Below are 26,121 nucleotides of genomic sequence, written 5' to 3' on the forward strand. Positions count from 1 at the left end.
TTTGGCGTCCTATTGATAGCAATATCAATAGGACCTTTTTTATTAGGAAAGGGGATTAATATGGCAAAAAAAGTATTATTAACAGGTGATCGGCCGACAGGTCAACTACATATCGGACACTACATTGGCTCTTTACGCAATCGTGTCAAGATGCAAAATTCTGGTCAATATCAACCTTACATTATGATTGCAGATATGCAGGCGCTAACGGATAATGCCCGTGATCCAGAAAAAATTCGTCACAGTTTATTACAGGTGGCTTTAGATTATTTAGCGGTAGGCATTGATCCAGCTAAGACGACGATACTGGTTCAATCACAAGTACCGGCACTAAATGAACTCACGATGCACTATTTAAATTTGGTTAGTGTGGCGCGCTTGCAGCGTAACCCAACAGTTAAAAATGAAATCCAACAAAAGGGATTTGGTCAAAGTATTCCAGCAGGCTTTTTAATCTATCCGGTTAGTCAAGCTGCTGATATCACAGCATTTAAAGCTGAAGTTGTCCCGGTAGGCGACGATCAAGAACCAATGCTAGAACAGACACGCGAAATTGTGCGTAGTTTTAACCACATTTATCAAAAATCAGTATTGGTTGAACCAGAAGGTGTTTTCCCACCGCATGGGCAGGGGCGTCTGCCTGGCTTAGATGGCAATGCTAAAATGAGCAAATCTTTAAATAATGCGATTTATCTAGCTGATTCGGCAGATGTGATTCAAAAAAAAGTTATGGCGATGTATACAGATCCACAGCATGTTCATGTTGAAGATCCTGGTCGCGTGGAAGGTAACGTTGTCTTTACTTACTTAGATGTTTTTGCACAAGATAAAGCTTATGTAGCTGAATTGAAGGCACAATATCAAGCTGGTGGCTTAGGAGATGTTAAATTAAAGCGCTATTTAAATGAAGTCATTCAAGCTGCTTTAGCACCAATTAGAAAACGACGTGAAACATATGCTAAGGATCCGGCAGCTGTTTACTCAATTTTAGAAAAAGGTAGTGCTAAGGCTAATCAGGTTGCACAACAAACGTTGTCTGAAGTGCGTGCGGCCATTGGCATCAATTACTTTGGTTAAGGATAAACGTTAAATTTAATTAAGTAGGTGGAATGATGGAACTGAAACAATTTATGTCTGAATTGGCTTCAGCGGCCCCCACGCCAGGTGGTGGTGCTGTTAGTGCTTTAAACGGTGCACTAGCAGCAGCTTTGACCAGTATGGTAGCAAATTTAACGCATGGGAAGTGTCAGTCTAGCGAAGACCTAGTGGCATTACAGCAATTATTAACCACCGTTCAGCAACTACAACATGAATTAACTGCACAAATTAAGGCAGACGCTGAAGGGTTTATGCCTTTAGCACAAGCGTACCGGTTGCCAAAACAACACCCACAGCGAGCGGATATTTTAGAATCAGCGTTAGCCGGCGCGGTGTGTGCACCGTTAAAAACTTTGCAATTATTAGCACAATTAGTGCCTTTGTTGGAACAGCTTCTAACTCAAGCTAATCAATTAGTGGTCAGTGACGTTGGCGTGGCTGCTACCGGATGTTCAAGTGCATCGCAAGCGGCTGCATTAACGGTTTATGTCAATACGCGCCTGATGCATAATCGAAAGCATGCAGCGACACTAAATGCACAAACAGCACACTTAGCGTCAGCTAACGTTGCAAGTTGTCAAAAGATTTATCAACAAGTGCTAATGCAGTTAACCTAGTGCACAAACGGCACTGCTAATTGCTATCGACGTGAATCGATAACAGTTGACAGTGCCGTTTAGTGTTTGTAAAAATTTTTAATCAGTAGTGTATGGTCGTTAAGGTTTTGCCATAAAGTTCATTGCTGAAAGAAAATCATGAATTCGTTGTGTTGGTTCAGTGAAGAAGGCTTCTGGTTTTCCACGATAAGAAATTTTACCATCTTCCAGAAAGATGATCTGATCAGCAACGCCCCGGGCAAATTCCATATTGTGAGTGACCACGATCATTGAATCATGGGCTTGTGCTAATTTTAGTAACACACGGAGGACATCAGCTTCTAATTCTGGATCCAATGCAGATGTTGGTTCATCAAAGAACATGTATTTTGGTTTCATAGCAAGTGCGCGCGCAATGGCGACACGCTGTTGTTGTCCACCAGATAATGAAGCAGGAAATTGATCTGCTTTATCTGCTAAACCTACCTGCGCTAACAAGTCTTTGGCGTTCGCGTTTGCTTTAGCAGGTGATTGTTTCAAAACGTGAATCGGTGCTTCAGTCACATTTTTTTGGACGGATAAATGTGGAAATAAATTAAAATCTTGAAATACCATTCCAGTTTGTTGACGAATCTTTAAAATGGCTTTTTCGGAAAGTGATTGTTTAAAGTCTAACGTTAAATTATCAAAATGATAACGGCCACTTTCAGGCCGTTCTAATAAATTTAGTGAGCGCAATAACGTGGATTTTCCTGAACCTGAAGGGCCAACAATCACCGTTGTTTGGTGTTCTGGGAAAGTGACATTAATATCGTTTAAGGCATGATGGCCGGTATAGATTTTATTGACGTGCTCAAGCTTTAGCAAATTAATCCCTCCCGAATGCTAATTTTGTTTTGGAACATACCGTGATGTCCATTTTTCTAAGTAACCTTGTAAAATGGTTAATAGTGTGCAAATGATTAAGTAAATTAAGGCAACTAAAGAATAAAGTAGTAGTGGCTCATAGGTTTTGGCAGAGATTTGTTGTCCAACAGTAAACATTTCAACAATGGTAATGCTAGAAGCCAATGAAGTATCTTTAACTAAACCGATAAAGGAATTAGATAGTGGCGGCAGGGAAACCCGTGCAGCTTGTGGTAAAATGATCCGCAATAAGACTTGGCGGCGCGTCATCCCTAAAGTTAATGCCGCTTCCCACTGGCCATTAGGAATTGATAAAATTGCAGCCCGAATGGTTTCAGAACTATAGGCTCCTACGTTTAAAGTAAAGGTGATGATAGCCGCTGCCCATGGGCTAAATTGGATGCCTAAATTTGGTAAACCAAAGAAGATAATGAATAATTGGACTAATAATGGCGTGCTACGAAATAACCAAACATATCCCCAAAAAATTCCGCGGATGAGTTGGAAAGGCCCACGTAATGGGGATAAACGAATGATGGCAGTTAATAAAGCAAGCAGTAGGCCTAAAGTAAATGAAATTAAAGTTAATGGAATCGTGTACTTAATTGCGGCTGTAATAATTTGTGGTAGCGAAGAAGTCACAATTTGCCAAGTTCCGCCGGTCATAAAAATCATCCTTTCTATATACGGGTACAACGTACTAAGCGACTAAGTAGCGTAAATAAAACGGGGTTACGGCAAAATCACTTTTGCCACAACCCCGTGACTTGCTGTTTATGATGTCAACTGGTGCGTTTACTTTTTAGTAACGTCGGTACCAAAGTATTTTTGCGATAACGATTTTAGTGTGCCATCTTTACGCAATTGACGCAATGCTTTGTTAACAGATTTTTTCAGTTTCTTGTCTTTTTTGTTCATCATACCAGCAATTTTTTGTGTCTTTAAAGTTGACCCCGCTGGAATGACTTTGATTTTGGCATTTGATTTTTGCTTTTGGTAAGCACCGATGGCCTCAACTGAATTAATGGTGCCATCTGCTCGGCCTTGTTGAACCAATTCGATAGATTGTTCGAACCCGGTACTAGGCACGATTGTTGCACCAAGACGTTTAGCATCCGTTGCGTTATTACTGGAAGCTGTCTGAGCAACTTTTTTACCTTTAATATCCTTAATCTTTTTAATTTTATGATTGCCCTTCTTAATGACTAAGGCAGATTTACTGTAAATATAAGGGGTCGAAAAACCATATTTTTTCTTTCTTTTATTTGAAATTGCCATATTGTTTAAAACCAGATCGTATTTATTCACATTTAAACCGGCAATTAAAGAATCAAATTGCGTTTCAACAAAGACGGGTTTTAAGTGTAATTTCTTTGCAACTGCCCGGCCTACGTCAACTTCATAGCCAGTTAATTTACCTTTTTTATGAAACCCATAAGGCTGATAAGTACCTTCTAAACCAATTTGTAGCGTGCCTTTTTTATTAAGTTCGCTATTTACACCTTTGCTAGCGGCCTGTGTTGGTGCATTAGTCGGTGCGATAGCTAACAAAGCAACGGCTGCAATAATCCCAAAAATTCCCCAAAACTTTTTCATCTATTGGTCACCTCATTAATTTTTAACTTACAAATAGTTAACGGATTTAAGTATATAACATTTTGAGTCACTTTTTAACTAGGTTGTTGCATTTTCTTTGTTTTACCATGATAAAATAAACTGGTAAATCGGTTTAGAAAGGGGATAAATGGATTGCCGAAAAAATTTTACCAATTATCACGCTTGGAACGACTTGCGGCCTTACAAACAGAAAAAACACTAACAACTGGCGATGCTGCTTTTTTTCGTGCAGGCAAATCATTAACGCAACAACGTGCGGGACAATTAATTGAAAATCAATTAACCACTTTTTCATTACCAGAAGGAATGGCGCGCCAGCTTTTGGTTAACGGAAAATATTACCAGGTGCCCATGGTAACGGAAGAGCCTTCTGTTATTGCTGCTGCGAGCAATGGTGCTAAATTAGCAGTTGCTGGCGGTGGTTTTACCACCAATCAGCCTCAGCGCTTATTGATCGGTCAAATTATTATCATAGATATTGCAGATATGAAAAAATTGCAGTTGCAACTTGAAAAAAGTAAAACCGCCTTACTAAAAATTGCTAACGCTGCGCACCCTTCATTACAGCAGCGTGGTGGTGGAGCTAAATGGCTACGCTTGCGACCATTAAGTCAGCAAGAGCTGTCATTAGATTTGGCAGTGGATGTTCAACAGGCCATGGGCGCTAATATGATAAATACCATGCTTGAGGCAGTTGCAGCCGAATTACGGCCGCATTTGCAGGCAACTATTTTGATGAGTATTTTATCTAATCATGGGCCAGATAATTTGGTGACAGCTAAAGTTGCACTTCCGCTAGCAGCATTAAGTACAGCAAAAATAAATGGGACGTTAGTCGCTAGTAAAATTGCAGCAGCCAGTCGGATTGCCCAGTTAGATCCCTATCGTGCTGTCACGCACAATAAAGGCATTATGAATGGCATCACTGCGGCTGCATTGGCGTTTGGTAATGATTTTCGGGCCATTGAAAGCGCCGCTCATGCTTTTGCCGTTCGTAATGGTCAATACCGAGGTCTCAGCCAATGGCAAGTACAGGCTAAAACGTTACAAGGTGAATTAACACTGCCTTTACCCGTAGGATTTGTCGGTGGTGCCACTAAGGCATTACCAGCAGTTAAACCTAACCAACGTTTAGCGCACATTGACTCTGCTGAAGAGTTGATGCAAGTGTTGTGTGCATTAGGCTTAGCCCAAAACTTAGCAGCTTTGAAAGCTTTAGTGACTACCGGTATTCAGCAAGGACACATGGCACTACAAGTTAAAAGCTTAGCAATTTCTGCTGGCGCTAGTACAGATGAAGTTTTACCATTAAGTAACGCTTTAAAACACGCAAAAACTTTGGATTTGACAACTGCTAAGCAACTTTTGCATGCACTAAGACAGCAACGTTGAGCTTGTACAACCATAAAGACAGCGATTTTAGTCGTTAAACTCAGCTTAATGATCGCTATTTATTTTTATGTTAAATGGATTTAATTATTAGGTGATAGTCATTATCAATTGGCTGCTTTAGATTGTGAAAATAATTTTGGTACTGTTGCGGTGACAGCAGGGGTTGAATTTATTTTGCACAAGCTAACCAGTGTTAAATTTTTATTAGACTGATTATCATGTTACAGTGAATTTGCACAGGAATGGAGGCTGGTTCATTGCAACATCGATATAAGTTAGTGGCAACCTTACTCATTGGTGCAGCGGCATTGATCTTACAATTTATTTTCGCACAGCCGCTGTGGGCTCAAATTTTAGTGACCGTATTAGGGGCATTAATGGCATTTTCATTATTAATTGAAATGATTAAAACGCTGCGCTCAGGTAAATACGGCGTTGATTTACTAGCCATCATGGCGATTGTTGCTACTTTAGCAGTTGGTGAGTATTGGGCTAGTTTATTGGTATTAGTCATGTTAACTGGTGGCGATTCATTGGAAGAGTATGCAGCCAAGCAAGCAGGTCGTGAATTAAAAGCGCTATTGGCTAATTCGCCGCAGGTTGCACATCGACTTGATGGGTTACAATTGACAGACATCACTGCTGAACAAGCCCAAATTGGGGATAAATTAGTGGTCAAGCCTGGTGAGCTAGTCCCAGTTGATGGTCGCGTTTTAGAAGGAACATCAACTTTTGATCAATCTTCTTTGACTGGTGAATCACGGCCAGTTACTAAAGTTCCTGGAACTGAATTGTTGTCTGGTTCAGTCAATGGTGAAACAGCAGTTACCATGGTAGTTGATCGGATCGCAGCAGATAGTCAGTATCAAGCGATTGTTAAATTGGTTAAGACGTCTGAGGCACAACCAGCTCATTTTGTTCGGATGGCGGATCGCTATGCTGTTCCATTCACGGCGATTTCGTTATTGATCGCCGGCTTAGCTTGGTGGTTATCGGGTGATCCAGTTCGATTCGCAGAAGTGTTAGTGGTAGCGTCACCGTGCCCGCTAATTTTAGCAGCACCAGTTGCCCTAGTTGCTGGCATGAGCCGTGCTAGTCGTAATGGGATTATTGTTAAAACTGGAACGACAATTGAAAAGTTAGCTCAAGCTAAGACCATAGCGTTTGATAAAACGGGAACCATTACAAAAGGCCGGCTGACTGTTGCTAACGTTGTGTCAAAAGCTGATTTGTCTGCTGAGCGCTTACTTCAATTTGCAGCAAGTGCAGAACAGCAGTCTAGTCATATTTTGGCACGCTCGTTGGTTGATTATGCTGGCCAAAATCATTTGTTAACATTAGAAAAGCTATCGGAAACTGCAGGGGCTGGTGTGACAGCACAAGTTGCTGGTCATCAGGTAAAAGTAGGCAAATTCAACTATGTGGCACCGCAGCTAGCAGAACAGAAGATTCAACAAACTGCGATTCACGTAGCAATTGACCAAGTTTATCAAGGTTATATCACTTTTCATGATCAAATTCGCCCCGAAGCTGCTGCAATGGTTGAAAGCTTGCCCCACTTAGGTGTACGACACACAATGATGTTAACCGGCGATCAAGCACAAATTGCTCAGACAATTGCACGTGAAGTTAACATTGAGCAAGTTCATGCCCAATGTTTGCCACAAGATAAAATTAAACAATTACGCGCAGTACCTGCAGAAGCTAAACCTGTCATCATGGTTGGTGATGGCGTTAATGATGCGCCATCATTAACAGCTGCTGACGTTGGTATTGCAATGGGAGCACATGGTGCAACAGCAGCAAGTGAATCAGCTGATGCAGTTATTTTAAAAGACGATTTGAATCGCGTAGCAAATGCAATCAAAATTTCGCAAGATACCATGCAAATCGCTAAAAGTGATGTTCTAACCGGTATTGTGATTTTAGTGGTGTTGATGTTAGTGGCTTCGTTTGGTTTCATCCCTGCTTTAGTGGGAGCATTGTTTCAAGAAGTTGTAGACACATTAACAATCTTGTTAGCTTTACGTGCTAAAAAAGGCTTGAAGCAAACTGAGTTAAAAGTTGCGACAGATTAAAATGGGGGAATCATATCAGCTTAGCTTGTTTTGCAGGGGCTAATTGTTTTCTAATCGGTGAAAATGCGGGTAACTCAAATGTATGAGTTACCCGTTATTTATGTCACGTCATGATGGCTATCAAAATAAGTGAGTAGACCGCTTAAAAGCTACTGCAACGTTTTAATAGCATCGTGTAATGATGCTCGCTATGATTAATGATTACCATAAGCTTAGTTCTGACGGCGAGGTGCTAAAGATTATAAAATCTCACTAAAAAACGAGCTATACTATTATAATTTGGAATAGTTGTTTTTTCATTATAAAATTAAAGCGCTATCTTTAGGGGTGGTCAATATAAGCGAATTGTTGCATAATGGGCATAACATAACAAAAGAAAGTGGCATAATGTTACAAGTAAGAACACAGACAATCTCATTATCGTCAGCCCAGTGGCAAACATTAGAAAAACAAGCTTTAGCGTTATCACGTTATATTGTTTTTGAAAGCGCAGATCAGACTAGTGCTTGGTACGGATTTGGTGCCACGGCTATTTGCAAGCCAGCTAATAATGCCGCTGGTTATCAAAAAGTGGCTAATTGGCTGGCGGGTTTACACCAGCAAATGATTAATTCAATTAATCCAGAAATGTTAGCGATTTTAGGCAGCTTTACTTTCATGAAAATTGGCAAGCAACAGCATAATGACTGGCAAAAGTTAAGAAATGGGTATTTTATTTTACCGCGTTTTCTAATTAAGAAAACTGCGCAGAAAACTGATCTCATCGAAACAACCGAACAACAATTTGCAACTGCAGATATTGTGCAAGATTTCAAGCAATATTTGCCGCAAACTAAAGTAGCAAATAACTTAGATAAGCTTAGTTATTATGCTGATGCTAAAACTTGGCAACGCCATGTTGCTGAAATTGTCCAACAAATCCAGGGCCGATCGACGTTGGAAAAAGTGGTTTTAGCCCGAACACTTCAAGTTAATAATGAAATGGATTTTGATTATGCTAAAATTTTAACGCGCTTGCGGCAAAAGCAGTTAGCAGTTTATCATTTGGTATTAAAAGTTGATCATCAGTTGTTTGTCAGTGCAACACCAGAACGTTTAGTTAAATTAACTGCTAGTGTTTTGCAAACAGCAGCAGTAGCAGGAACGGCACCTAGAGGCGTTGAAAAATACCAGGATCAGGCTTTGGGAACTGCTTTGTTGCAGGATAAAAAGAATCGCAGTGAACAGCAAATTGTGGTGGCAGAAATTAAACGGCGTTTAACACCTTTAACAACACATTTAGAGATACCTGACGAACCAATTTTATTAAAAAGCCAACGCGTTCAGCATCTTTATACGCCAATTCGGGCACATTTAGCTGCGAATGAAAATATATTTACATTAATTGCAGCTTTACATCCGACGCCTGCACTCGGTGGCTATCCAAAGGAAGCGGCATTAACCTTAATTCGGCGTTGGGAGCCTGATTTTCGTGGCTTATTTGGTGCGCCTTTTGGCTATGTCACATTTGCGGGCACTGGAGAGTTTGCTGTTGCCATTCGCTCGATGTTAATTCACGGCCAGCGAGCAAAATTGTTTGCAGGTGCAGGAATTGTGGCAGCTTCGGACCCTAAACAAGAAGTACAAGAAACCAGTTTGAAATTTGAACCAATGCTGACATTATTACAGTAATTAAAGTGGGAGAAAATTATGGATAATCAGACATTGACATTAAATGTTCATCGCTTGATCAGTGGCTTAGTGGCACAAGGCGTTCGTTATTTTGTTGTTTCACCAGGTTCTCGTTCGACGCCCATTGCATTGATTTTAGCCGAAAGGGTTAAAAAATCGCCGACATTGCAGCTTTATGTTGATGTTGATGAACGTTCAGCGGCGTTCTTTGCTTTAGGTATTGCTAAAACACAACAAGTGCCAGTGGTGTTGCTTTGTACTTCAGGAACGGCAGCGGCTGAATATTTGCCAGCGATTGCAGAAGCCAACCTCAGTCACGTACCCTTAGTACTGTTAACGACAGACCGCCCTTTAGAATTAACGGACATCGGGGCACCTCAGGCAATTGAGCAAACAGATCTCTATGGTAAGCAAGTTAAAAAAGCTTGGCGTTTAGCTTTACAAACACCTGGTTCAACTAACGCCGCGTTTGTTAGCTTTCAAAGCCAACGTAGTGTGGTGGTAGCGCTGACCACGCCACAGGGACCAGTGCATTTAAATTTACCTTTGCGTAAGCCATTATTACCAGATTTAAATGTGGCGCCACCACAATTAAAATCGCTTAGAGTCGCGCCAGCAAAAAAGGAATTAACTACTGCTGAACTAAGCCGTTTAAAACAAGAATTATCGGGAAAACGCGTGCTTATCATTGCCGGACCTGAAGAAACGCAGACTTACCGTACTGTTTTATTAACTTTAAGTCAGCAGTGTCATTGGCCAATTCTGGCAGACAATTTAGCTAATTTACGTGGGACTAATACCGTGATTGCACATTATGATTTATTGTTACGCTTGTTTCCTAACTTGCCAACGACACTACAGCCTGATGTGATTTTGCGTGTAGGTGGTACGCCGGTATCCGCGCGACTAGTTCAGTGGTTGGCTAAACAGACGTTACCTGTTTATTTAATTGGGGCACAACGCCAATTAGCGGATTACAGTTATGCAACAACTGAGGTGGTTGCTGCTGATGAAGCAACTGTATTAACACAATTAACTGCTAATTTGCCTCAACAAGCGTCAGACTACTTGGTAAGATGGCAACAGTATGAAAGACGCTTAGTTGCTAGCTTACCACCAGTAGTTGAATTAAATGAAATGACGTTGATACAACAATTAGATCGATCTTTACCGGCAAATAGTCATCTGTTTATCAGTAACAGTATGCCAATTAGAGATGTGGATGATTTTTATTCAGGTAGACAAATGCGGGAGCTTGTCTGCAATCGTGGTGCAAATGGTATTGATGGGGTAGTCTCGACCGCTGCTGGGATGGCGACTAGTCCTGGCCAGCATTATTTATTAATAGGTGATTTAGCACTGTTTCATGATATGAATGGTTTAATGATGGTTCGACGTTATCAATTACCCTTAAAAATAATTGTGATCAATAACAATGGCGGTGGTATTTTTTCGTTTTTACCGCAAGCACAAGCCAAGGCACATTTTGAATTGTTATTTGGTACACCACAAAATCTCGATTTAAAACAGGTCGCGACTTTATATCAACTGTCTTATCAACGAGTTAAGACGCTTGCTGAATTGCGACAAGCGCTTGCTAATCAAGTGCAATTTATTGAAGTGTTGTCGAATCGGCGTACAAATGTTGAGCAGCACCAAGCATTGCTACGTAGATTAAGGAGTGCATTACAGGATGATTAAGCAGCATTTAAAAAGTAGGGGACAAGTGTATTCCTTTCTGACTTGGGGACAGCCTGATACTGAAGCTTGGTTATTTCTTCACGGTTTTATGGGCAGTCAGAGTGATTTTGTACCAGTTGCTCAAGCTTTAACGGGTTACCGAATCAGTTTAAATTTATTGGGATTTGGTTCACAGCCCCCAGCCATTCCACCTAAACGACTGACGATGACCGCTCAGATTAGGGATTTGGCTGACTTATTAACACAATTACAAGTAAAGAAAGTTAATTTAGTGGGGTACTCAATGGGCGGTCGTTTAGCTTTAGGATTCGCGTTAGCAAGACCTGATTTAATCAACCATTTGTATTTGGAAAGTAGTACAGCAGGAATTGCAGATGCTAAACAGCGGCGTGAAAGACAATTGCATGATCAAAAGTTAGCACGATACTTGCGTTGTAATGATTTGGCATCATTTGTCGATCAATGGGGGCAATTGCCATTATTTGCTAGTCAACATCAATTGTCTTTAAAACAGCAACAGCGTATGCGACAACAGCGCTTAATGCAAAATCCAATTAATTTAGCACACTCATTGGAAAAAATGGGGACTGGTAGTCAACCTAATTTTTGGCCCCAATTGGCACACCTAGCCGTTAAAGTTACGTTAATTACAGGTCAATTGGATCAAAAATTTAGTCGTATTGGTGAAAAATTACAACGGATGGTGCCTGTAGCGCAATGGATTATTGTCCCTAAAGTTGGACATAATGTGCATTTTGAGGCGCCAGCGACTTTTGCTACCATTTTAAAGGGGAATTTATGAGAATTGAACACATTCATCTACAGCAAATTAGCTTACCGCTTCGATCTCCTTTTGTGACAGCACACGGTATTACGAAACAACGCGTAACGACTTTGCTGACTGTTTATTTAAATAACGGTTATTCCGGCGTCAGCGAATTACCAGCTTTTACCGACAGCCGTTATTTACCAGAAACGCAAGCTAGCACTTGGCTAACTTTACAACAAGAAATTGTCCCTTTACTGCGGCATTTTGAATTTACAACGCCACAAGAAGTTGCGCAGTATTTGCAACGATATTTGCGTGGACATCAGCTTGCACGAGCAGCAATGGAAACTGCCATTTGGGCAGCTTATGCACTAAAGCTGAGACAGCCCCTGGCAACATTAATCGGTGGTGCCGTCCGCCCAATCCCTGTGGGCATTAGTTTAGGTCACTATACTGAATGGTCAATTCTGGTAAAGCAAGTTAAGGCGGCTGTAATGGCTGGTTATCGGCGTGTTAAATTAAAACTAACTAAACCAGCCGATGTTGACCAAATTGTTGCGCTCCGTCAATTATATCCACGATTAAATTTGATGGTTGACGCGAATTCTGCTTTTACGTTAGCTGATTTAGCGCAATTAAAAAAATTAGATCGATTAAATTTAAAATTAATTGAACAACCATTAGCAGCAGATGACTTCGTTGAACATGCGTATTTACAACGTCAATTAAAAACGCCACTATGTTTGGACGAAAATATTCATTCTTTAGCGGATGTTAAAACAGCTGCAGCGTTGAAAAGCTGTCAAGCAATTAATTTGAAAATAACGCGGGTAGGCGGGCTAACAGCAGCACTAGATATTGTGAAATACTGTCAGCAACACCGATTACTAGTTTGGTGTGGTGGCATGTTAGGCAGTGGTATCAGTCGTGCGTTTGATTTAGCCTTAGCTAGTCGGCCAGAATTCACCCTTCCTGGCGATATATCGGCTAGTCAACGTTATTTTGAGCAGGATGTGTTAACCCAGCCACTAACGTTACAACAGGGCTGTTTAAAAGTTGCGCCAACACCAGGCTTAGGCGTGCAATTAGATCGACAGCGCGTGCAGCAAACTTTAAAACAGGAGACTTGGTTAATTTAAAGTGGTGAAGCTGGATAGCACAAACTAGTTTTTTATAAAAGCAAAGCGGGAGTGATTCATCAGGAATCACTCCCGCTTTTCGACAATTAGAAAACAACTAATCAGTTATCAAACACGCGTCTTCGTTAAATAAATAAATCTAAAATTAACACACCAATCAACCCGCAAATGGCGATCAATGTTTCTAGAACGGTCCAAGTGAGCAAGGTTTCTTTAATGGTCAGGTCAAAATATTCGCGGATCATCCAAAAGCCGGCATCGTTAACATGGGAAGCAATGACACTGCCTGCGCCAATGGCTAGCACCATTAAAGCGGGATTCACACCACTAGCTGCCATCAAAGGTGCAACTAAGCCAGTAGCTGTTAACGCTGCTACTGTAGCTGAGCCTAAAGCAATCCGCAGCAATGAGGCGATGACCCATCCCAGTAGTAGTGGTGATAGATTCGAGCCGATAAACAAGTTACGTATGGTATCGCCAACACCACCGTCGATTAAAATTTGTTTGAAGGCGCCACCGCCACCGATAATTAATAGTAGCATCGCAATGGATTTGATTGCACTTTCCACTGTTTGGTTAATCTCTGCCATTTTAATTTTACGGCGTAACCCCATCGTATAAAGGGCAAATAATAATGAAATGGTCATCGCAATGCTGGGTGTACCGATAAATGCAATGGTGCTATCTAATGCAGAAGGGTTTTTCGGCAATTCGCCGCCAGTAAAAACTAGCTGGTAAATTGTTGTAATTGCCATTAATACAACCGGAAACAGGGAGGTTAACGTACTGATACCGAAGCTGGGTGTCTCTGCTAAAATAAATTTTTTGGGTTTCCCCAGTGCAGATAAATTCCCTTTTCGCGTAAATGCACTAGGAACTAGTTTACGTGCGACCTTTGAAAATAGTGGGCCAGCAATGTAGACAGTCGGGATGGCAATGATCATACCATAGACTAAAACGCTACCGGCATTGGCACCTAGTACATCAGAAATCGCGGTTGGTGCTGGATGCGGCGGTAAAAAGCCATGAGTAACGGAAAGAGCAGCCATCATTGGAATTCCTAAGTATAGAATCGGGACACTAGCTTCCGTTGCGATGGCAAAAACAATTGGCACTAATAAGACAATGCCGACTTCAAAAAAGAGCGCGATTCCAATGATAAAAGAAGCTAGGACCACGGCAAACTGCAATCGCTTCTTACCAAATTTTGCAATTAAGGTGTGGGCAATTCGATAGGCACCACCAGCATCGGCCACCAGGCGTCCAATAATAGCACCAAAACCAAAAACGATGGCTAAGTTACCTAGTTGACTGCCAATGCCATCTTGTACACTGGTTGCGATCTTAGTTAATGGCATGCCTAAGCCGGCAGCAACTAAAATGGCGGTTAGAACTAAAGAAATGTAAGTGTTAAGTTTAAATTTAATAATTAATAATAATAGAAAAATAATGCCCAGTAGTAAAATCAAAAGGTTCATTTTTAATTTGCCTCCCTTTATTAGGCTGGTTATTTCGGTGCCTGTTGTGTTGCTTGACTGGCGTATTTTCTTTGAAAATCAGCGATACTTTGGTATTCGCCTGCTAGTGATTGACCAACGCGAATCCAAATAGGTAAGAGTTCTCTATAAATCGTAAAATTAGCCGGGTTTGGCTGATGAACATTAGTTTTGCCGACCATTTTTTTAACAATGTTTAAATCTGTTGTTAGTTTCAGGCTGAGCATACCGATAACAGCAGCTCCTAAGCAGGAACTTTCAAAGCTTTGGGGGATGGTTACCTTTTGCTCGAAAATATCTGCTAGCATTTGCCGCCATAATTCAGAGCGGGCAAAACCGCCAGTTGCTTGAATTGCTTTAGGTTCACCGCTCATTTTTTTGATTTGTAGCATGACAAGATATAAATTATAGACAATGCCTTCTAAGGCTGCTCGGACCATGTGTGCACGGGTATGCTGCCGGGTGAGGCCAAAGAAGGAGCCGCGGGCATTGGCGTTCCAAATTGGGGCGCGTTCACCTCCAAGATAAGGATGAAATAACAAGCCATTTGCACCTGCCGGAATTTTACCTGCAATTGTCGTTAAAATATCATAAGTGTCAACTTGCATCTGCTGAGCAGTTAGTTTTTCTGGGGCAAATAATTGATCGCGCACCCAGCGAAAAACGATGCCACCGTTGTTAACCGGGCCACCAACCACCCATTTACCCGGTGTAAGTGCGTAACAAAATAATCTTCCTTGCGGATCGGTGACAGGATGATCGACAACTGTTCGCACGGCGCCGCTAGTGCCAATGGTAACAGCTAGCACGCCAGGATCAATTGCATCAACACCTAAGTTAGATAATACACCGTCACTGGCGCCGATGATAAACGGCACATCAGGTGCAATGCCAGTTACCTTAGCATAAGCAGGATTAAGCCCATGTAGTTGATAGGTAGTAGGAACTAGTTTTGGCAATTGTTGAGCGTTAATGTGTGCTGTTGCTAATGCTTTTGGATCCCAATCAAGATTAAAAATATTAAACAGACCAGTGGCCGAAGCTAATGAATGGTCCATGACTAATTGACCAAAAAGTTTTTCCAGAATGTAATCTTTAATGCCAATAAAGTAATGGGCTTTGTGAAATAGTTCTGGCTTTTCATGACGTAGCCAAATCAGTTTAGATAGGGGTGTCATCGGATGAATTGGTGTACCGGTTTTTTGATAAAGTGTTTGTCCCAGTCCATTTTGCTTTAGTTGTTGAGCGTATTTGGCCGCACGATTATCAGCCCAAGTGATTGCGCGCGTTAAAGGTTGTTTAGCTGCATCTAGGAGGATTAAGCTGTGCATGGCAGCGGAAAATGCAACCCCTTGTAGTTCAGCGTTACTTATTTTTACTTGCCGCATGACCCGGGTTAGCACAGTGATCACAGCTGAAAAGATTTCGTCGGGATCTTCTTCTGCCATATCTAAAGTTTCTTGAAAAAGTGGGTAGCTGACGGTTGCGTGAGCTTGAACTTGTCCTTGCAAATTATACACTACTGCTTTTGTACTAGTTGTTCCCAGATCAACACCAATAATGACTTTCATGGAAAAACCGCCTTTCTTGATAGCGCTACCAAAGTAAGAATAAAAAATATGCCATGAGGCGATTACAGAAGTTAACTAACACATTATACAAAGTGACAAGTTGCGTTCCTATAATCGTCATGATGACATACTGAAATCCAATTGCAGTAGATCGCCATTAACGTCTAAATGCAGTGACAGGTTAATCATTATAAACTCAGTGCATTACGTTAAGACTTACTTGCAGTATACGAAATTAAATTTTTAAAAGCAAGCGCTTTTTTGTTTTTGTGTTTCTACTTGTGACAACATTAGATAAATAAACCAAGGATTAAAACACCTATTAAACCACAGACTGAAATAATTGTTTCCAAAGTTGTCCAAGTTAACAGTGTTTCTTTAATCGTTAAACCAAAATATTCGCGGATCATCCAAAAGCCTGCATCATTAACATGAGAAGCGGTCAGGCTACCAGCACCGATAGCCAAGACCATCAAGGCTGGGTTAACTCCGCTAGCGGCCATTAAGGGCGCTACTAAACCAGCGGCAGTTAAGGCAGCAACTGTGGCTGAGCCTAAAGCAATCCGAAGGACGGTAGCGATTAACCAACCCCAAAATAGTGGAGACAAGTTGGAGCCGGTGAAAAGTACCCGGATGGTATCACCAACACCCCCATCGATGAGGATTTGTTTAAAGGCACCGCCACCACCGATAATTAAGAGTAGCATCGCGATAGATTTAACTGACTCTTCGATGGTTTGGTTGATCTGGGCAGTTTTTTCTTTGCGACGCCACCCCATAGTGTAAAGGGCAAAGAATAGTGAAATGGTCATGGCAACGCTAGGCGTACCGATAAAAGAAACTGCACTATCTAGAGCTGACGGATTTTTAGGTAATTTACCGCCAGTGAAGACTAATTGATAAATGGTGGTAATGGCCATTAAAACAACAGGAAAAAGTGAAGTCAAGGTACTGATGCCAAAACTTGGTGTTTCCGCTAACTTGAACTGTTTCTGCGTTCCTAAAGCAGTCAAATTACCTTTACGTGTGAAAGCGCTGGGAACGATTTTACGGGCAACTTTAGAAAACAGTGGGCCGGCAATATAAACCGTTGGTATGGCAATGATTAAACCATAGACCAATACGCTGCCCGGATTAGCCCCTAATACACTAGCGATAGCAGTTGGTGCCGGATGTGGCGGTAAAAAGCCATGAGTCACGGATAGTGCTGCCATCATCGGGATACCTAAATAAAGAATTGGCACGCCTGCTTCAGTGGCAATGGCAAAAACGATTGGCACTAATAAAACAATGCCGACTTCAAAGAATAACGCAATGCCGATAATAAATGAAGCTAAAACAACTGCAATTTGTAGCCGCTTTTTACCAAATTTTGCAATTAAGGTATGTGCGATCCGATAGGCACCACCGGCATCGGCAACTAAACGACCAATCATAGCACCAAAGCCGAAGACGATTGCCAGTTCGCCTAGTTGACCACCAATTCCGTTTTGGATACTGGTTGCAATTTTTGTCAGTGGCATTCCCAGCCCGACCGCGACGAGTAAAGCAGTGAGCACTAGTGAAATGTAAGTGTTTAGTTTAAATTTAATGATTAGTAATAGTAAAAAGATGATGCCCAGTAATAAAACAAGTAAATCCATCTGCTATCCCTCCTTATGAATTCGAATTATTGTTTTGTTCAATATCAGCTCCCATTTTAGTGTTGCGGTGTGCAGCTAAATGTGTACGCTGAAAATTAGCAATGTTGGCATATTCACTAGCCATTGCCCGGCCAACCCGAATCCAAATTGGAATTAATTCGCGGTAAACGCTGAAGTTAGCTGGGTTAGGTTGGTGGACGTTGGTACTGCCCACCATACTTTTAACAGCTGATAGATCATCCACTAAGTCTAAACTGAGCATGCCAATTACAGCAGCACCTAAGCAAGAGCTTTCAAAGCTTTGCGGGATGGTCACTTTTTGTTCAAAAATATCTGCTAGCATTTGCCGCCATAATTCAGAACGCGCAAAACCACCGGTTGCTTGAATGGCTTTCGGTTTTCCGGCGACGCCTTCAATTTGTAACATCACCATATAAAGATTGTAAACAATACCTTCTAGGGCTGCTCGGACCATGTGTGCACGAGTGTGCTGCCGAGTTAAGCCAAAGAAGGATCCCCGGGCATTAGCATCCCAAATGGGGGCACGTTCACCGCCTAAATAAGGGTGGAACAGTAAGCCATCAGAGCCTGCTGGAATTTTCTCTGCAATTTCAGTCAAGATTTCATAAGTATCGACGCGCATTTGTTCTGCCGTGATTTTTTCAGGAGCAAATAGCTGATCGCGTACCCAGCGAAAGACAATGCCGCCATTATTTACAGGCCCACCGATCACCCATTTATCTTTTGTCAAAGCGTAGCAAAATAGTCGACCTTGGGGATCAGTAGTGGGTTTATCAACCACAGTCCGAACAGCACCGCTAGTACCGATCGTAACGGCAAGCACGCCAGGATCAATCGCGTTAACACCAAGATTAGAAAGTACACCATCACTAGCACCAATAACGAAGGGGACGTTTGCATCAATTCCAGTTACTTTGGCATAAGCAGAATTCAATCCATGTAACTGGTAAGTCGTATCCACTAATTGCGGTAATTGCTTGGCCGTAATGCCTGCAGTTTTCAGTGCTTCAGCATCCCAAGTCATTTGGTGAATGTTAAACAAGCCAGTTGCTGAGGCTAGTGAATAGTCCATAACTAATTGACCAAATATTTTATATAAAACATAGTCTTTAATGCCAATAAAATAATGCGCTTTTTTAAATAATTCTGGCTTTTCATGACGCAGCCACATAATTTTGGACAGCGGTGTCATCGGATGAATTGGTGTCCCTGTTTTTTGGTACAATTTTTCTCCTAGACCGTTTTCTTTTAGTTGTTGGGCATATTTTGCTGAACGATTATCCGCCCAAGTGATCGCCCGTGAGAGCGGTTGTTTGTCTTTATCCAATAAAATTAGACTGTGCATGGCAGCTGAAAATGAAACCCCTTGTAAATCTCCAGGATTTAAAGCTGCTTTCCGTGTGACTTGAGTTAAAACTTCAACAACTGCTGAGAAAATTTCTTCTGGATCTTCTTCCGCAGTATCTGGCGTGTCTTGGTACAGTGGGTAACTAATGTTGGCGTAAGCTTGAACATTACCTTGTAAATCATACGCAACTGCTTTAGTACTGGTTGTGCCGATATCAACACCGATCATTGCTTTCATGGGAATAATTCCTCCTTGTGTTAACGCTTTTAAAATCGACAAAATAAAAAGCCAGATTGTTGGCGCCATTATTGTAGCACGCACAACAAATACGCTTTTTAACAATTCTGGTCTATTGACTTATTTTAATTTATTTCTGATCGACAGGGTGGCCACCGAATTCATTACGTAGGGCAGCAACTACTTTGCCTGTATAAGTATCATCTTCTAAAGACCGGTAACGCATCATGAGACTAGCCGCAATGACAGGCGTTGGTACTTGTAACCGCAATGCTTCATCTAAAGTCCATTTACCTTCGCCAGAGGAATGCATTTTACCTTGTAGATGAGTTAAGCCCGGATCTTTGGTAAAGGCATCGGTAGCTAAGCCCATTAGCCAACTGCGAATCACTGAACCGTGATTCCAAACTTTAGCAACCGCGGCGTGATCATAATCGAATTGGCTGTGGTCTAATACGTCAAAGCCTTCAGCAATGGCCTGCATCATACCGTATTCAATGCCATTGTGCACCATTTTTAAATAATGGCCGCTACCGACAGGGCCAGTGTAAAGGTAACCATCAGGTGCTGCAATCGCTTTAAAAAGTGGCTCAATTTTGGCAAATAACTGCTGATCGCCACCAATCATAAAGTTACCATTGTGCCGGGCACCAGCCATACCGCCTGAAGTACCCACATCAAAGAAATGAATGCCTTGCTTGGCCAGTAATTGACTGTGTGTCATTGAATCACGGTAAAATGAATTACCACCATCTAAAACGGTATCACCGGCTGTTAGTTTTTGACTCAGCTCGTTGATCACTGAATCAGTGGCTTTACCAGCTGGTACCATGACCCAGATGAGTCGGGGTGTAGGCAGCTGTGTCAACAATTCTGACAGCGTTGCGGCTGTTTTAGCGCCTGTTGCAGCTGCTTTTTGCCGTGCCTCCTGGTTTAAGTCATAGGCAGCAACTTTAATTTGCTGGTCTTGCATATTTTCAATTAAGTTTAAGCCCATTTTGCCTAAACCAATCATCCCTATTTGCATTGTTTTTCCTTCTTTCATCAATCAACACTTGTTAGTATAAGAAAATATTTTTCAAAAATCAAGCGTTTTTTATTGAAATTTATTTTCTTTATTGTATTCTAATAAGTGAACGCTTAATGAAATTTTGAACAAGCAAATAAGAGGTAGGAATATGAACGAAATACAACAACGATTACAACGCTTTGGGCCAGAATTATCAGGTGCCGAAAAGAAGTTAGCCCGTTTTTTACAACAAGCTAACCAATTGCCAGCAAATATCACAATCAGTAAATTGGCGCAGTTGAGTCATGTTTCAGCCGCGACAATTTCTCGATTTGCTAAAAGTTTAGGTTATGCTAATTTTGCGGCGTTAAGGGTTGCGTTGGTCAGTAATGAAAAATACCGTACGTCGTTATTTGAAGAAGTAAAGGCGACAGATGATACATTAACGGTTGCTCAAAAGATTTTTGCGGCTAATCAACATTCATTAGCTGACACATTAGCTTTATTGACTAAAAAAGAATTAGAAACAGCAGTGGCTTATTTAACGCAAGCCCATCAAGTCAGTTTTTTTGGGTTAGGTGGTTCTAACATTGTGGCGGCAGATGCTTACCATAAATTTATGCGCACGCCGTTAGATGTTCGTTTTAATTCTGATTTTCATTTACAATTAATGCAGGCAGCGCGAATGCAAGCAAAAGATTGTGCCATTCTAATTTCACATACCGGCCGGGACGCACAAATTTTACAATTAGCACAGCAATTAGTGGCTAATCAAGTGCCGCTAATTGTCATTACTAGTTTTGCTAAATCGCCATTAGCACAACATAGCTCAGTGACACTGGTGTCACTTTCTGACGAATCAAAATATCGTTCTGAAGCTTTGTCATCGATGCTTGCGCAGATCAGCATTATGGACACGCTTTTTTTATTGGTCAGCTTGTCTTTGCCACAAAAAACGCAAGTATCGTTTCGCAAAATCCGCCAAGTGATCAGCCAAACTAGGTATCAATAATTTATCTAGGCAAAGTAAAACACCGCCAGCTCAGCGCGACGGTGTGGAAAAATTATTTATTTTTTTGCTTAATCGGGTAGGTTCGGTGATCAGCTTCATCGTAAATTTCGTAAGGCTGTTGGTAAGCTAGCGTGATTTTTAGCTGGTAACCATACTGATCAAGAAATAACAGTTGTTGGCTGGTTAAAGCAATCACGGATCCAGCTAATGGGTGGTCATCAATACTGATCGCTAAGTCATCGGAAATTTGCAATTGGTGCTTGCGTGCTTGTTTAGCATCATAAAAAAGCCACGAACCAACGTAAAATTTTGCTAGATCTGTTTGTTGGGGAGTTTTAGGCTGTTGTTTTAATTTTAACCAATCCCACTTATGGCTGATTAATTTTTGCCCGAAACTAATTAGCTTTTTTATCATGCACAATTGCTCCTTTCATGTGGCGAGCGAACACTTAATTAGTAATTTTATAACTTACTGATTCAATCATAGCACGTTTAATTTTCAACGCACACAGTTAGTGCTTTTTTCTAGTAATTAGCGTAAAATTAATTTAGAAAGCAGATACGAAAGGACTGGTAGCTGTATGCTGAAACTTGGCATTATCGGAACCAACTGGATTACTGAACAATTCATTCAAGCCGCGCAGGCAACAAAACTTTATCAATTGACAACGGTGTACTCACGACATCAAAATACTGCAGAAGAAATGGCTACAAAGTACCATGCAACTGAAACATTTACTGATTTAACTACTTTTTTCAAACGCGGACAGTTTGATGTAGTGTACATTGCTTCGCCAAATAGTTTACATTTTGAACAGACAAGACTAGCTTTAAATGCAGGTAAGCATGTCATTGTTGAAAAACCAGCTTTTTCTAACCCAACTGAAATGGCTGCCATTACAAAATTATTGGCGCAAAAGCCTGATTTATTTTTATTTGAAGCGGCACGCCACACCTATGAACCTAATTTTAAAGCTGTTAAGACAGCCATTGCTAAATTAGATCAGTTACAAGGTGCGACTTTAGCTTACATGAAGTATTCATCCCGCTATGATCAAGTCTTAGCTGGAAAAGAACCTAACATTTTTTCACCACGTTTTTCAGGTGGTGCCCTGCAAGACTTAGGGGTCTATCTGGTTTATGACGCCGTGATGTGGTTCGGGGTCCCACAAGCTGCTCATTACTATGCGTCAATGATTAAAACTGGTGTGGATGGTAAAGGGACTGCCATCTTGCGCTACCCTGACTTTGATGTCACATTGATTTTTGGGAAAAATGCCACAGCTTATCAAACATCAGAAATTTATGGCTTACATGAAACAATTTTGCTAGACAACAACGCGGCAGATCTGCAAACAGTTAAATTACGGCGTGGAGAGCAAACTGAGCAATTGAGTACGCCACCGGCTGCTAACCCGATGATTCATGAAGCAGAAGCATTTGCAACAATGTTGTCACAAAAAGACCACCAGGCTGCTGCTAAACGGTTGCAGATTAGTCAGCAAATCAACCAAGTGTTATACCAGTTACGACAATCTGCAGGAATTAAATTTGCTGCAGACGCAAAGGAGAACCAATGATTAATCCGATTTTTGCACCTATTTGGCAACAGCTAGGGTTTCAGGCACCTACTGCCATTCAAAAAGCCGTTTATCACCCATTGAAAACCGATGCCTCTGTTTTAGGCATTGCACCTACAGGTTCTGGCAAAACTTTGGCTTATACGTTACCATTATTGGAGAAATTAATGCCACGTGCTGGTTTGCAGTTATTGATTTTAGTGCCAACGCAAGAACTAGCAGTTCAAGAACGAACGGCCATTCAGCCGTTTACCAAGGCAGTGGAGCTAAAGATTCAAGCCATTGTTGGTGGTGCAAATATTCGGCGGCAAATTGAGCGATTAAAACAAAAACCAGAAGTCATTGTCGCAACACCGGGACGGTTGTTAGAATTAATCGATCGGCGTAAAGTGAAAATGCATACTTTACAGACCATTGTGATTGATGAAGCAGATCAGTTGTTAACGGCTGACAGTCGAGAAACAATTCGTGATGTTGTGCGGCGTGCGCCTGGCGAAACACAACTAGGCTTTTTTTCTGCAACAAAAATTCCAATTTTAGATGAATTACCTAAGTGGTTTGCTGTTCCAGTGACAACTTATGATGTTCGACAACAGGATACTAGTGCTGGTGCCGTTCAGCATTTATTTGTTGCTTCTCCAATTCGTAAGCGAGTGGATATTTTGCGTAAAGCTAGTCATCTAGTTGATTTTTATGCATTAGTTTTTTTTAATACTGCTGCGGAGTTAGAAAAAGTGGCACAAGTTTTACAACATCAGCATGTTAAGGTGGCTGTTTTAGATGGCAGTTTGCGGCAAACTGAACGTGAACAAGCACTAAAAGCGTTAAGGGAAAAACAAATTAAATTATTATTGTCAACTGATGTTGCTGGACGCGGGCTAGATATCACCGACTTACCAGCGGTTGTCAATTATGATTTACCAGTTGATTTAACGACTTATGTACACCGTGCTGGCCGAACAGGTCGAATGGGGGCTGCAGGTCTAGTGTTAACTTTAGGCAATGAGCGCCAATTTCGTGACCTCAAACAATTGGTGCGTGAGCACTATCAAGTTAAGCGTGCTTATTTGGTTGCCGGACAAATAACGACACAAAAACCGGTACAGCATGAAAAAACGAGTCAGTATAATCAATCGACGGCTAAAAATAAAAGAATATCGCAACAAATGCCTGCCAAACGCCAATCGAGAAAGAAAAAGCGGCAACGGAATCAATTAAACAAAGGGAAGCATCGTAAATGAGAGAAAGCAGCGTTATTGAAAATGGTTGAACATAATGCAAATCAAGTCATGGCAATCATGGTAAATAGTACGCAAGCGCATCGGTTGTTGGCTGCAGCGATTCAAGCGGCAAAGCGGACTGAATTTAAAGCGGCGCAACAAAAAATTACTGCAGCTGATCAGGCTTTAGCTAAAGCACGGCAAGCGCAGACGGCGTTATTAACTAAAGAAGCCCAAGGTCACCCTGTTCATTTAACGTTGTTATTAATCCATGCCCAGGATCATTTGATGAGTACCACAGCTTATTGCGAGACAACAAAAGAAATCGTGGCGCTTTACCAAAAATTAACCTTAGTTACGTCAGAAAAAAAAGGATAATGATTTAACTTTTGCTGAGAATAGCGTATACTAACAAGCAGAAAATAAGTTTATCATTGGAGGTGACCGTCAATGAGAGTTGAACAGTTATTGAACGTGCCAGCAGCGTTTTTGTACCATCAAATTATTGATGTTGAGCTGTTTGAAATTTATGCACATACTGGTCAGCAGCTAACGGTAGCACAACTGGAAGGTTTTACTTATCAAAAACAGTTGGCTGATGATACTCAAGCCCAGGTGACCATTACCAAAAACATTCGCAACCGTAGCTACCATTACCAAACGGTCACGGACACGAATCGCTATGAAGTGAAGTACGATATGTTACCTTTAGAAAAACACAAGAGTAAGATTGTTTATGAAGAAAAAATCTTTGCGCGGGCGTGGGGCCAACGCTTACTAGATTTTATCAGTGATACTTTCTTAGGTGGTTTAAAGCGGCACAATTTTAAGAAAATGTTCTTACAAATTGAGAAGTCTTATTAATGAAAATGCATCTGCCTTAGGCAGATGCATTTTTTTTGCGTTTAAAGTAGGGGCTCCGTATACTTAAGCTTAATCAAATTACTAGGAGGTCATGATGATGAGCAAAGACAGTGCAAAGCAACAAACTAAAGGTAAATTAAATCAAGCAGCTGGTAAAGTAACGGGGGACAAACAACGTGAAACTAAAGGCAAATCACAAGATTTACTAGGTAAAGCAAAAGATAAGTTAACGGATGTTAAGGATAAAGCTTCTGAAAAAACTGGCACAGCAGTTGATAAAATGAAAGATAAATTAGACAAACATTCTTAAATTGGTAAGGTTGTGATTAAAAACTTAAGCAACTGGTTAAGACGATGGGGACTTTTTTCCCTCAGACAAGCAGAAAAGTTTGCAATTTGGGTGTAGCAACCAGAACCAGCACGTATCCCCCTTGCGTTGGAGCTAGCAAATGAAAGTCAGAAGCGTCGGTAAATAGCAAACCATAACGGTCAATTCACAATCGTGAATTGACCGTTATTATTAAGAAAAGTAGTGCATTACTGTATTTTACGTCCAGTTTACATGTAAGATAAGCGCGAAAGTTTATTGCTTTTAAAACGGGACAAATGATTTATTTTTGCCATTTTTGAAGGCTATTACCAGTCATTATTATCTTAGCAGCTTTGTGTGCAGATTGTGTGCAAAAAATTTATTTTTAGCCTAATTTAAAAAACAGAGTCTTACTAAACATTAGTTTAGTAAGACTCTGAAAAATGAAATTTCGTTTTGACTCATTCTAAAATGGCCCCAACTGGAATCGAACCGGTGACCTATCGCTTAGGAGGCGATTGCTCTATCCTGCTGAGCTATGGAGCCATGTACTCTATTATTCCATTATTTCTTTAACTTGTAAATACTAAAGACTTGTCTTTAAATCAATTAAAGTATTATAATAAGTTTATTAAAAAAGGGTGTCACCAGTTAAAAAGGGAAGTGAGTTTATGGGGATTATATTGACCATCTTCCTGCTTACAGTTTACATTTTGGGGTACAATCGAACGCACATCCATGAATCTCACAAAATTTGTGATCATCGCGATCAACACCCGTTAATTAAAGGAAGTTTGTCAAATGGTGTTGAAGGATAGTTTCTATCCTTTGGAGATCTCCTCG

23 protein-coding genes, 1 tRNA gene and 1 other annotated feature (1 of these 25 only partly in view) are annotated in these 26,121 nt (G+C 41.1%); of the genes, 14 read left to right on the forward strand and 10 right to left on the reverse strand.

Annotation, left to right across the window (positions count from 1 at the left end):
* Window positions 1–15: a binding site (T-box leader), on the forward strand; it begins 190 nt to the left of the window's first position.
* Between the two features lie 45 nt (window positions 16–60).
* Entirely contained in the window at window positions 61–1,077 is a 1,017-nt protein-coding gene (trpS, locus tag FC24_RS02660; protein ID WP_057873351.1) for a tryptophan--tRNA ligase, read from the forward strand.
* 32 nt (window positions 1,078–1,109) lie between these two features.
* Window positions 1,110–1,715 (forward strand): cyclodeaminase/cyclohydrolase family protein, encoded by a 606-nt coding sequence (locus tag FC24_RS02665; protein WP_235807298.1) that lies wholly within the window; start codon window positions 1,110–1,112, stop codon window positions 1,713–1,715.
* Window positions 1,716–1,814: 99 nt separating this feature from the next.
* Here FC24_RS02665 and FC24_RS02670 read toward each other — a convergent pair whose 3' ends face one another.
* The 3 genes from FC24_RS02670 to FC24_RS02680 all read right to left on the reverse strand — a co-directional run bounded on the left by FC24_RS02670 (window position 1,815) and on the right by FC24_RS02680 (window position 4,196).
* Complete coding sequence (locus FC24_RS02670) at window positions 1,815–2,561, reverse strand: amino acid ABC transporter ATP-binding protein (RefSeq protein WP_057873332.1); 747 nt, start codon at window positions 2,559–2,561, stop codon at window positions 1,815–1,817.
* Between the two features lie 18 nt (window positions 2,562–2,579).
* Window positions 2,580–3,266, reverse strand: coding sequence for an amino acid ABC transporter permease (locus FC24_RS02675; RefSeq protein ID WP_057873333.1), 687 nt, complete (start codon window positions 3,264–3,266; stop codon window positions 2,580–2,582).
* Window positions 3,267–3,395: 129 nt separating this feature from the next.
* On the reverse strand, window positions 3,396–4,196 hold the full coding sequence (locus tag FC24_RS02680) for a transporter substrate-binding domain-containing protein (RefSeq protein WP_057873334.1): 801 nt from the start codon (window positions 4,194–4,196) through the stop codon (window positions 3,396–3,398).
* A gap of 153 nt (window positions 4,197–4,349) precedes the next feature.
* Here FC24_RS02680 and FC24_RS02685 point away from each other — a divergent pair, with 153 nt between their 5' ends.
* The 6 genes from FC24_RS02685 to menC all read left to right on the forward strand — a co-directional run bounded on the left by FC24_RS02685 (window position 4,350) and on the right by menC (window position 12,967).
* Window positions 4,350–5,609, forward strand: a complete 1,260-nt coding sequence (locus tag FC24_RS02685; RefSeq protein WP_057873335.1) for a hydroxymethylglutaryl-CoA reductase, degradative — start codon at window positions 4,350–4,352, stop codon at window positions 5,607–5,609.
* Window positions 5,610–5,866: 257 nt separating this feature from the next.
* The gene (locus tag FC24_RS02690; protein WP_057873336.1) at window positions 5,867–7,687 is read left to right on the forward strand and encodes a heavy metal translocating P-type ATPase; all 1,821 of its coding nucleotides are present in this window, start codon (window positions 5,867–5,869) and stop codon (window positions 7,685–7,687) included.
* 387 nt (window positions 7,688–8,074) lie between these two features.
* Entirely contained in the window at window positions 8,075–9,358 is a 1,284-nt protein-coding gene (locus FC24_RS02695) for an isochorismate synthase (protein ID WP_057873337.1), read from the forward strand.
* Between the two features lie 18 nt (window positions 9,359–9,376).
* Window positions 9,377–11,059, forward strand: a complete 1,683-nt coding sequence (gene menD, locus FC24_RS02700; RefSeq protein ID WP_057873338.1) for a 2-succinyl-5-enolpyruvyl-6-hydroxy-3-cyclohexene-1-carboxylic-acid synthase — start codon at window positions 9,377–9,379, stop codon at window positions 11,057–11,059.
* Window positions 11,052–11,861, forward strand: coding sequence for a 2-succinyl-6-hydroxy-2,4-cyclohexadiene-1-carboxylate synthase (gene menH / locus FC24_RS02705; protein WP_057873339.1), 810 nt, complete (start codon window positions 11,052–11,054; stop codon window positions 11,859–11,861). The genes menD and menH overlap by 8 nt, the downstream gene beginning before the upstream one ends.
* Window positions 11,858–12,967: an o-succinylbenzoate synthase gene (menC, locus tag FC24_RS02710; RefSeq protein WP_057873340.1), complete on the forward strand. Its 1,110-nt coding sequence runs from the start codon at window positions 11,858–11,860 to the stop codon at window positions 12,965–12,967. Before menH ends, menC begins: the two co-directional genes overlap by 4 nt.
* Window positions 12,968–13,092: 125 nt before the next feature.
* Here menC and FC24_RS02715 read toward each other — a convergent pair whose 3' ends face one another.
* The 5 genes from FC24_RS02715 to gnd all read right to left on the reverse strand — a co-directional run bounded on the left by FC24_RS02715 (window position 13,093) and on the right by gnd (window position 20,310).
* Window positions 13,093–14,445, reverse strand: coding sequence for a gluconate:H+ symporter (locus FC24_RS02715; RefSeq protein ID WP_057873341.1), 1,353 nt, complete (start codon window positions 14,443–14,445; stop codon window positions 13,093–13,095).
* Between the two features lie 29 nt (window positions 14,446–14,474).
* Window positions 14,475–16,034 carry a gluconokinase gene (gene gntK, locus FC24_RS02720; RefSeq protein ID WP_057873342.1) on the reverse strand — a complete coding sequence of 520 codons (1,560 nt, stop codon included), beginning with the start codon at window positions 16,032–16,034 and terminating at the stop codon, window positions 14,475–14,477.
* A gap of 290 nt (window positions 16,035–16,324) precedes the next feature.
* Entirely contained in the window at window positions 16,325–17,677 is a 1,353-nt protein-coding gene (locus FC24_RS02725) for a gluconate:H+ symporter (RefSeq protein ID WP_057873343.1), read from the reverse strand.
* A 13-nt stretch (window positions 17,678–17,690) separates the two neighbouring features.
* Window positions 17,691–19,283, reverse strand: coding sequence for a gluconokinase (gene gntK / locus FC24_RS02730; protein WP_057873344.1), 1,593 nt, complete (start codon window positions 19,281–19,283; stop codon window positions 17,691–17,693).
* Window positions 19,284–19,413: 130 nt separating this feature from the next.
* A complete protein-coding gene (gene gnd / locus FC24_RS02735; RefSeq protein ID WP_057873345.1) occupies window positions 19,414–20,310 on the reverse strand; it encodes a phosphogluconate dehydrogenase (NAD(+)-dependent, decarboxylating) in 897 nt (298 codons plus the stop codon).
* Window positions 20,311–20,461: 151 nt separating this feature from the next.
* Here gnd and FC24_RS02740 point away from each other — a divergent pair, with 151 nt between their 5' ends.
* Complete coding sequence (locus FC24_RS02740; RefSeq protein ID WP_057873346.1) at window positions 20,462–21,304, forward strand: MurR/RpiR family transcriptional regulator; 843 nt, start codon at window positions 20,462–20,464, stop codon at window positions 21,302–21,304.
* Between the two features lie 52 nt (window positions 21,305–21,356).
* Here the strand turns inward: FC24_RS02740 and FC24_RS02745 are convergent, their stop codons facing one another.
* The gene (locus tag FC24_RS02745; protein ID WP_083485611.1) at window positions 21,357–21,719 is read right to left on the reverse strand and encodes a DUF4828 domain-containing protein; all 363 of its coding nucleotides are present in this window, start codon (window positions 21,717–21,719) and stop codon (window positions 21,357–21,359) included.
* Between the two features lie 166 nt (window positions 21,720–21,885).
* On the opposite strand from FC24_RS02745, the gene FC24_RS02750 reads away from it, so the two are divergent.
* The 5 genes from FC24_RS02750 to FC24_RS02770 all read left to right on the forward strand — a co-directional run bounded on the left by FC24_RS02750 (window position 21,886) and on the right by FC24_RS02770 (window position 25,278).
* Window positions 21,886–22,884: a Gfo/Idh/MocA family protein gene (locus FC24_RS02750; RefSeq protein WP_057873347.1), complete on the forward strand. Its 999-nt coding sequence runs from the start codon at window positions 21,886–21,888 to the stop codon at window positions 22,882–22,884.
* Entirely contained in the window at window positions 22,881–24,125 is a 1,245-nt protein-coding gene (locus FC24_RS02755; protein ID WP_057873348.1) for a DEAD/DEAH box helicase, read from the forward strand. Before FC24_RS02750 ends, FC24_RS02755 begins: the two co-directional genes overlap by 4 nt.
* A gap of 21 nt (window positions 24,126–24,146) precedes the next feature.
* A complete protein-coding gene (locus tag FC24_RS02760; protein WP_057873352.1) occupies window positions 24,147–24,482 on the forward strand; it encodes a PTS lactose/cellobiose transporter subunit IIA in 336 nt (111 codons plus the stop codon).
* A 72-nt stretch (window positions 24,483–24,554) separates the two neighbouring features.
* Entirely contained in the window at window positions 24,555–24,968 is a 414-nt protein-coding gene (locus FC24_RS02765; protein WP_057873349.1) for a DUF3284 domain-containing protein, read from the forward strand.
* Between the two features lie 97 nt (window positions 24,969–25,065).
* A complete protein-coding gene (locus tag FC24_RS02770) occupies window positions 25,066–25,278 on the forward strand; it encodes a CsbD family protein (RefSeq protein WP_057873350.1) in 213 nt (70 codons plus the stop codon).
* A 472-nt stretch (window positions 25,279–25,750) separates the two neighbouring features.
* Here the strand turns inward: FC24_RS02770 and FC24_RS02775 are convergent.
* A tRNA-Arg gene (locus FC24_RS02775) sits at window positions 25,751–25,824 on the reverse strand.
* Window positions 25,825–26,121: the final 297 nt, after the last annotated feature.

Origin of the sequence: Loigolactobacillus rennini DSM 20253, from assembly GCF_001436505.1 — a bacterium.
GTDB classification, from domain to species: Bacteria; Bacillota; Bacilli; order Lactobacillales; family Lactobacillaceae; genus Loigolactobacillus; species Loigolactobacillus rennini.

Coding starts and splice junctions, on each gene's coding strand:
- trpS (WP_057873351.1), top strand. CDS start 61: ATGGCAAAAAAAGTATTATTAACAGGTGATCGGCCGACAGGTCAACTA.
- FC24_RS02665 (WP_235807298.1), top strand. CDS start 1,110: ATGATGGAACTGAAACAATTTATGTCTGAATTGGCTTCAGCGGCCCCC.
- FC24_RS02675 (WP_057873333.1), bottom strand. CDS start 3,266: ATGACCGGCGGAACTTGGCAAATTGTGACTTCTTCGCTACCACAAATT.
- FC24_RS02680 (WP_057873334.1), bottom strand. CDS start 4,196: ATGAAAAAGTTTTGGGGAATTTTTGGGATTATTGCAGCCGTTGCTTTG.
- FC24_RS02695 (WP_057873337.1), top strand. CDS start 8,075: ATGTTACAAGTAAGAACACAGACAATCTCATTATCGTCAGCCCAGTGG.
- menD (WP_057873338.1), top strand. CDS start 9,377: ATGGATAATCAGACATTGACATTAAATGTTCATCGCTTGATCAGTGGC.
- menH (WP_057873339.1), top strand. CDS start 11,052: ATGATTAAGCAGCATTTAAAAAGTAGGGGACAAGTGTATTCCTTTCTG.
- menC (WP_057873340.1), top strand. CDS start 11,858: ATGAGAATTGAACACATTCATCTACAGCAAATTAGCTTACCGCTTCGA.
- FC24_RS02715 (WP_057873341.1), bottom strand. CDS start 14,445: ATGAACCTTTTGATTTTACTACTGGGCATTATTTTTCTATTATTATTA.
- gntK (WP_057873342.1), bottom strand. CDS start 16,034: ATGAAAGTCATTATTGGTGTTGATCTGGGAACAACTAGTACAAAAGCA.
- FC24_RS02725 (WP_057873343.1), bottom strand. CDS start 17,677: ATGGATTTACTTGTTTTATTACTGGGCATCATCTTTTTACTATTACTA.
- gntK (WP_057873344.1), bottom strand. CDS start 19,283: ATGAAAGCAATGATCGGTGTTGATATCGGCACAACCAGTACTAAAGCA.
- gnd (WP_057873345.1), bottom strand. CDS start 20,310: ATGCAAATAGGGATGATTGGTTTAGGCAAAATGGGCTTAAACTTAATT.
- FC24_RS02740 (WP_057873346.1), top strand. CDS start 20,462: ATGAACGAAATACAACAACGATTACAACGCTTTGGGCCAGAATTATCA.
- FC24_RS02745 (WP_083485611.1), bottom strand. CDS start 21,719: ATGATAAAAAAGCTAATTAGTTTCGGGCAAAAATTAATCAGCCATAAG.
- FC24_RS02750 (WP_057873347.1), top strand. CDS start 21,886: ATGCTGAAACTTGGCATTATCGGAACCAACTGGATTACTGAACAATTC.
- FC24_RS02755 (WP_057873348.1), top strand. CDS start 22,881: ATGATTAATCCGATTTTTGCACCTATTTGGCAACAGCTAGGGTTTCAG.
- FC24_RS02760 (WP_057873352.1), top strand. CDS start 24,147: ATGGTTGAACATAATGCAAATCAAGTCATGGCAATCATGGTAAATAGT.
- FC24_RS02765 (WP_057873349.1), top strand. CDS start 24,555: ATGAGAGTTGAACAGTTATTGAACGTGCCAGCAGCGTTTTTGTACCAT.
- FC24_RS02770 (WP_057873350.1), top strand. CDS start 25,066: ATGAGCAAAGACAGTGCAAAGCAACAAACTAAAGGTAAATTAAATCAA.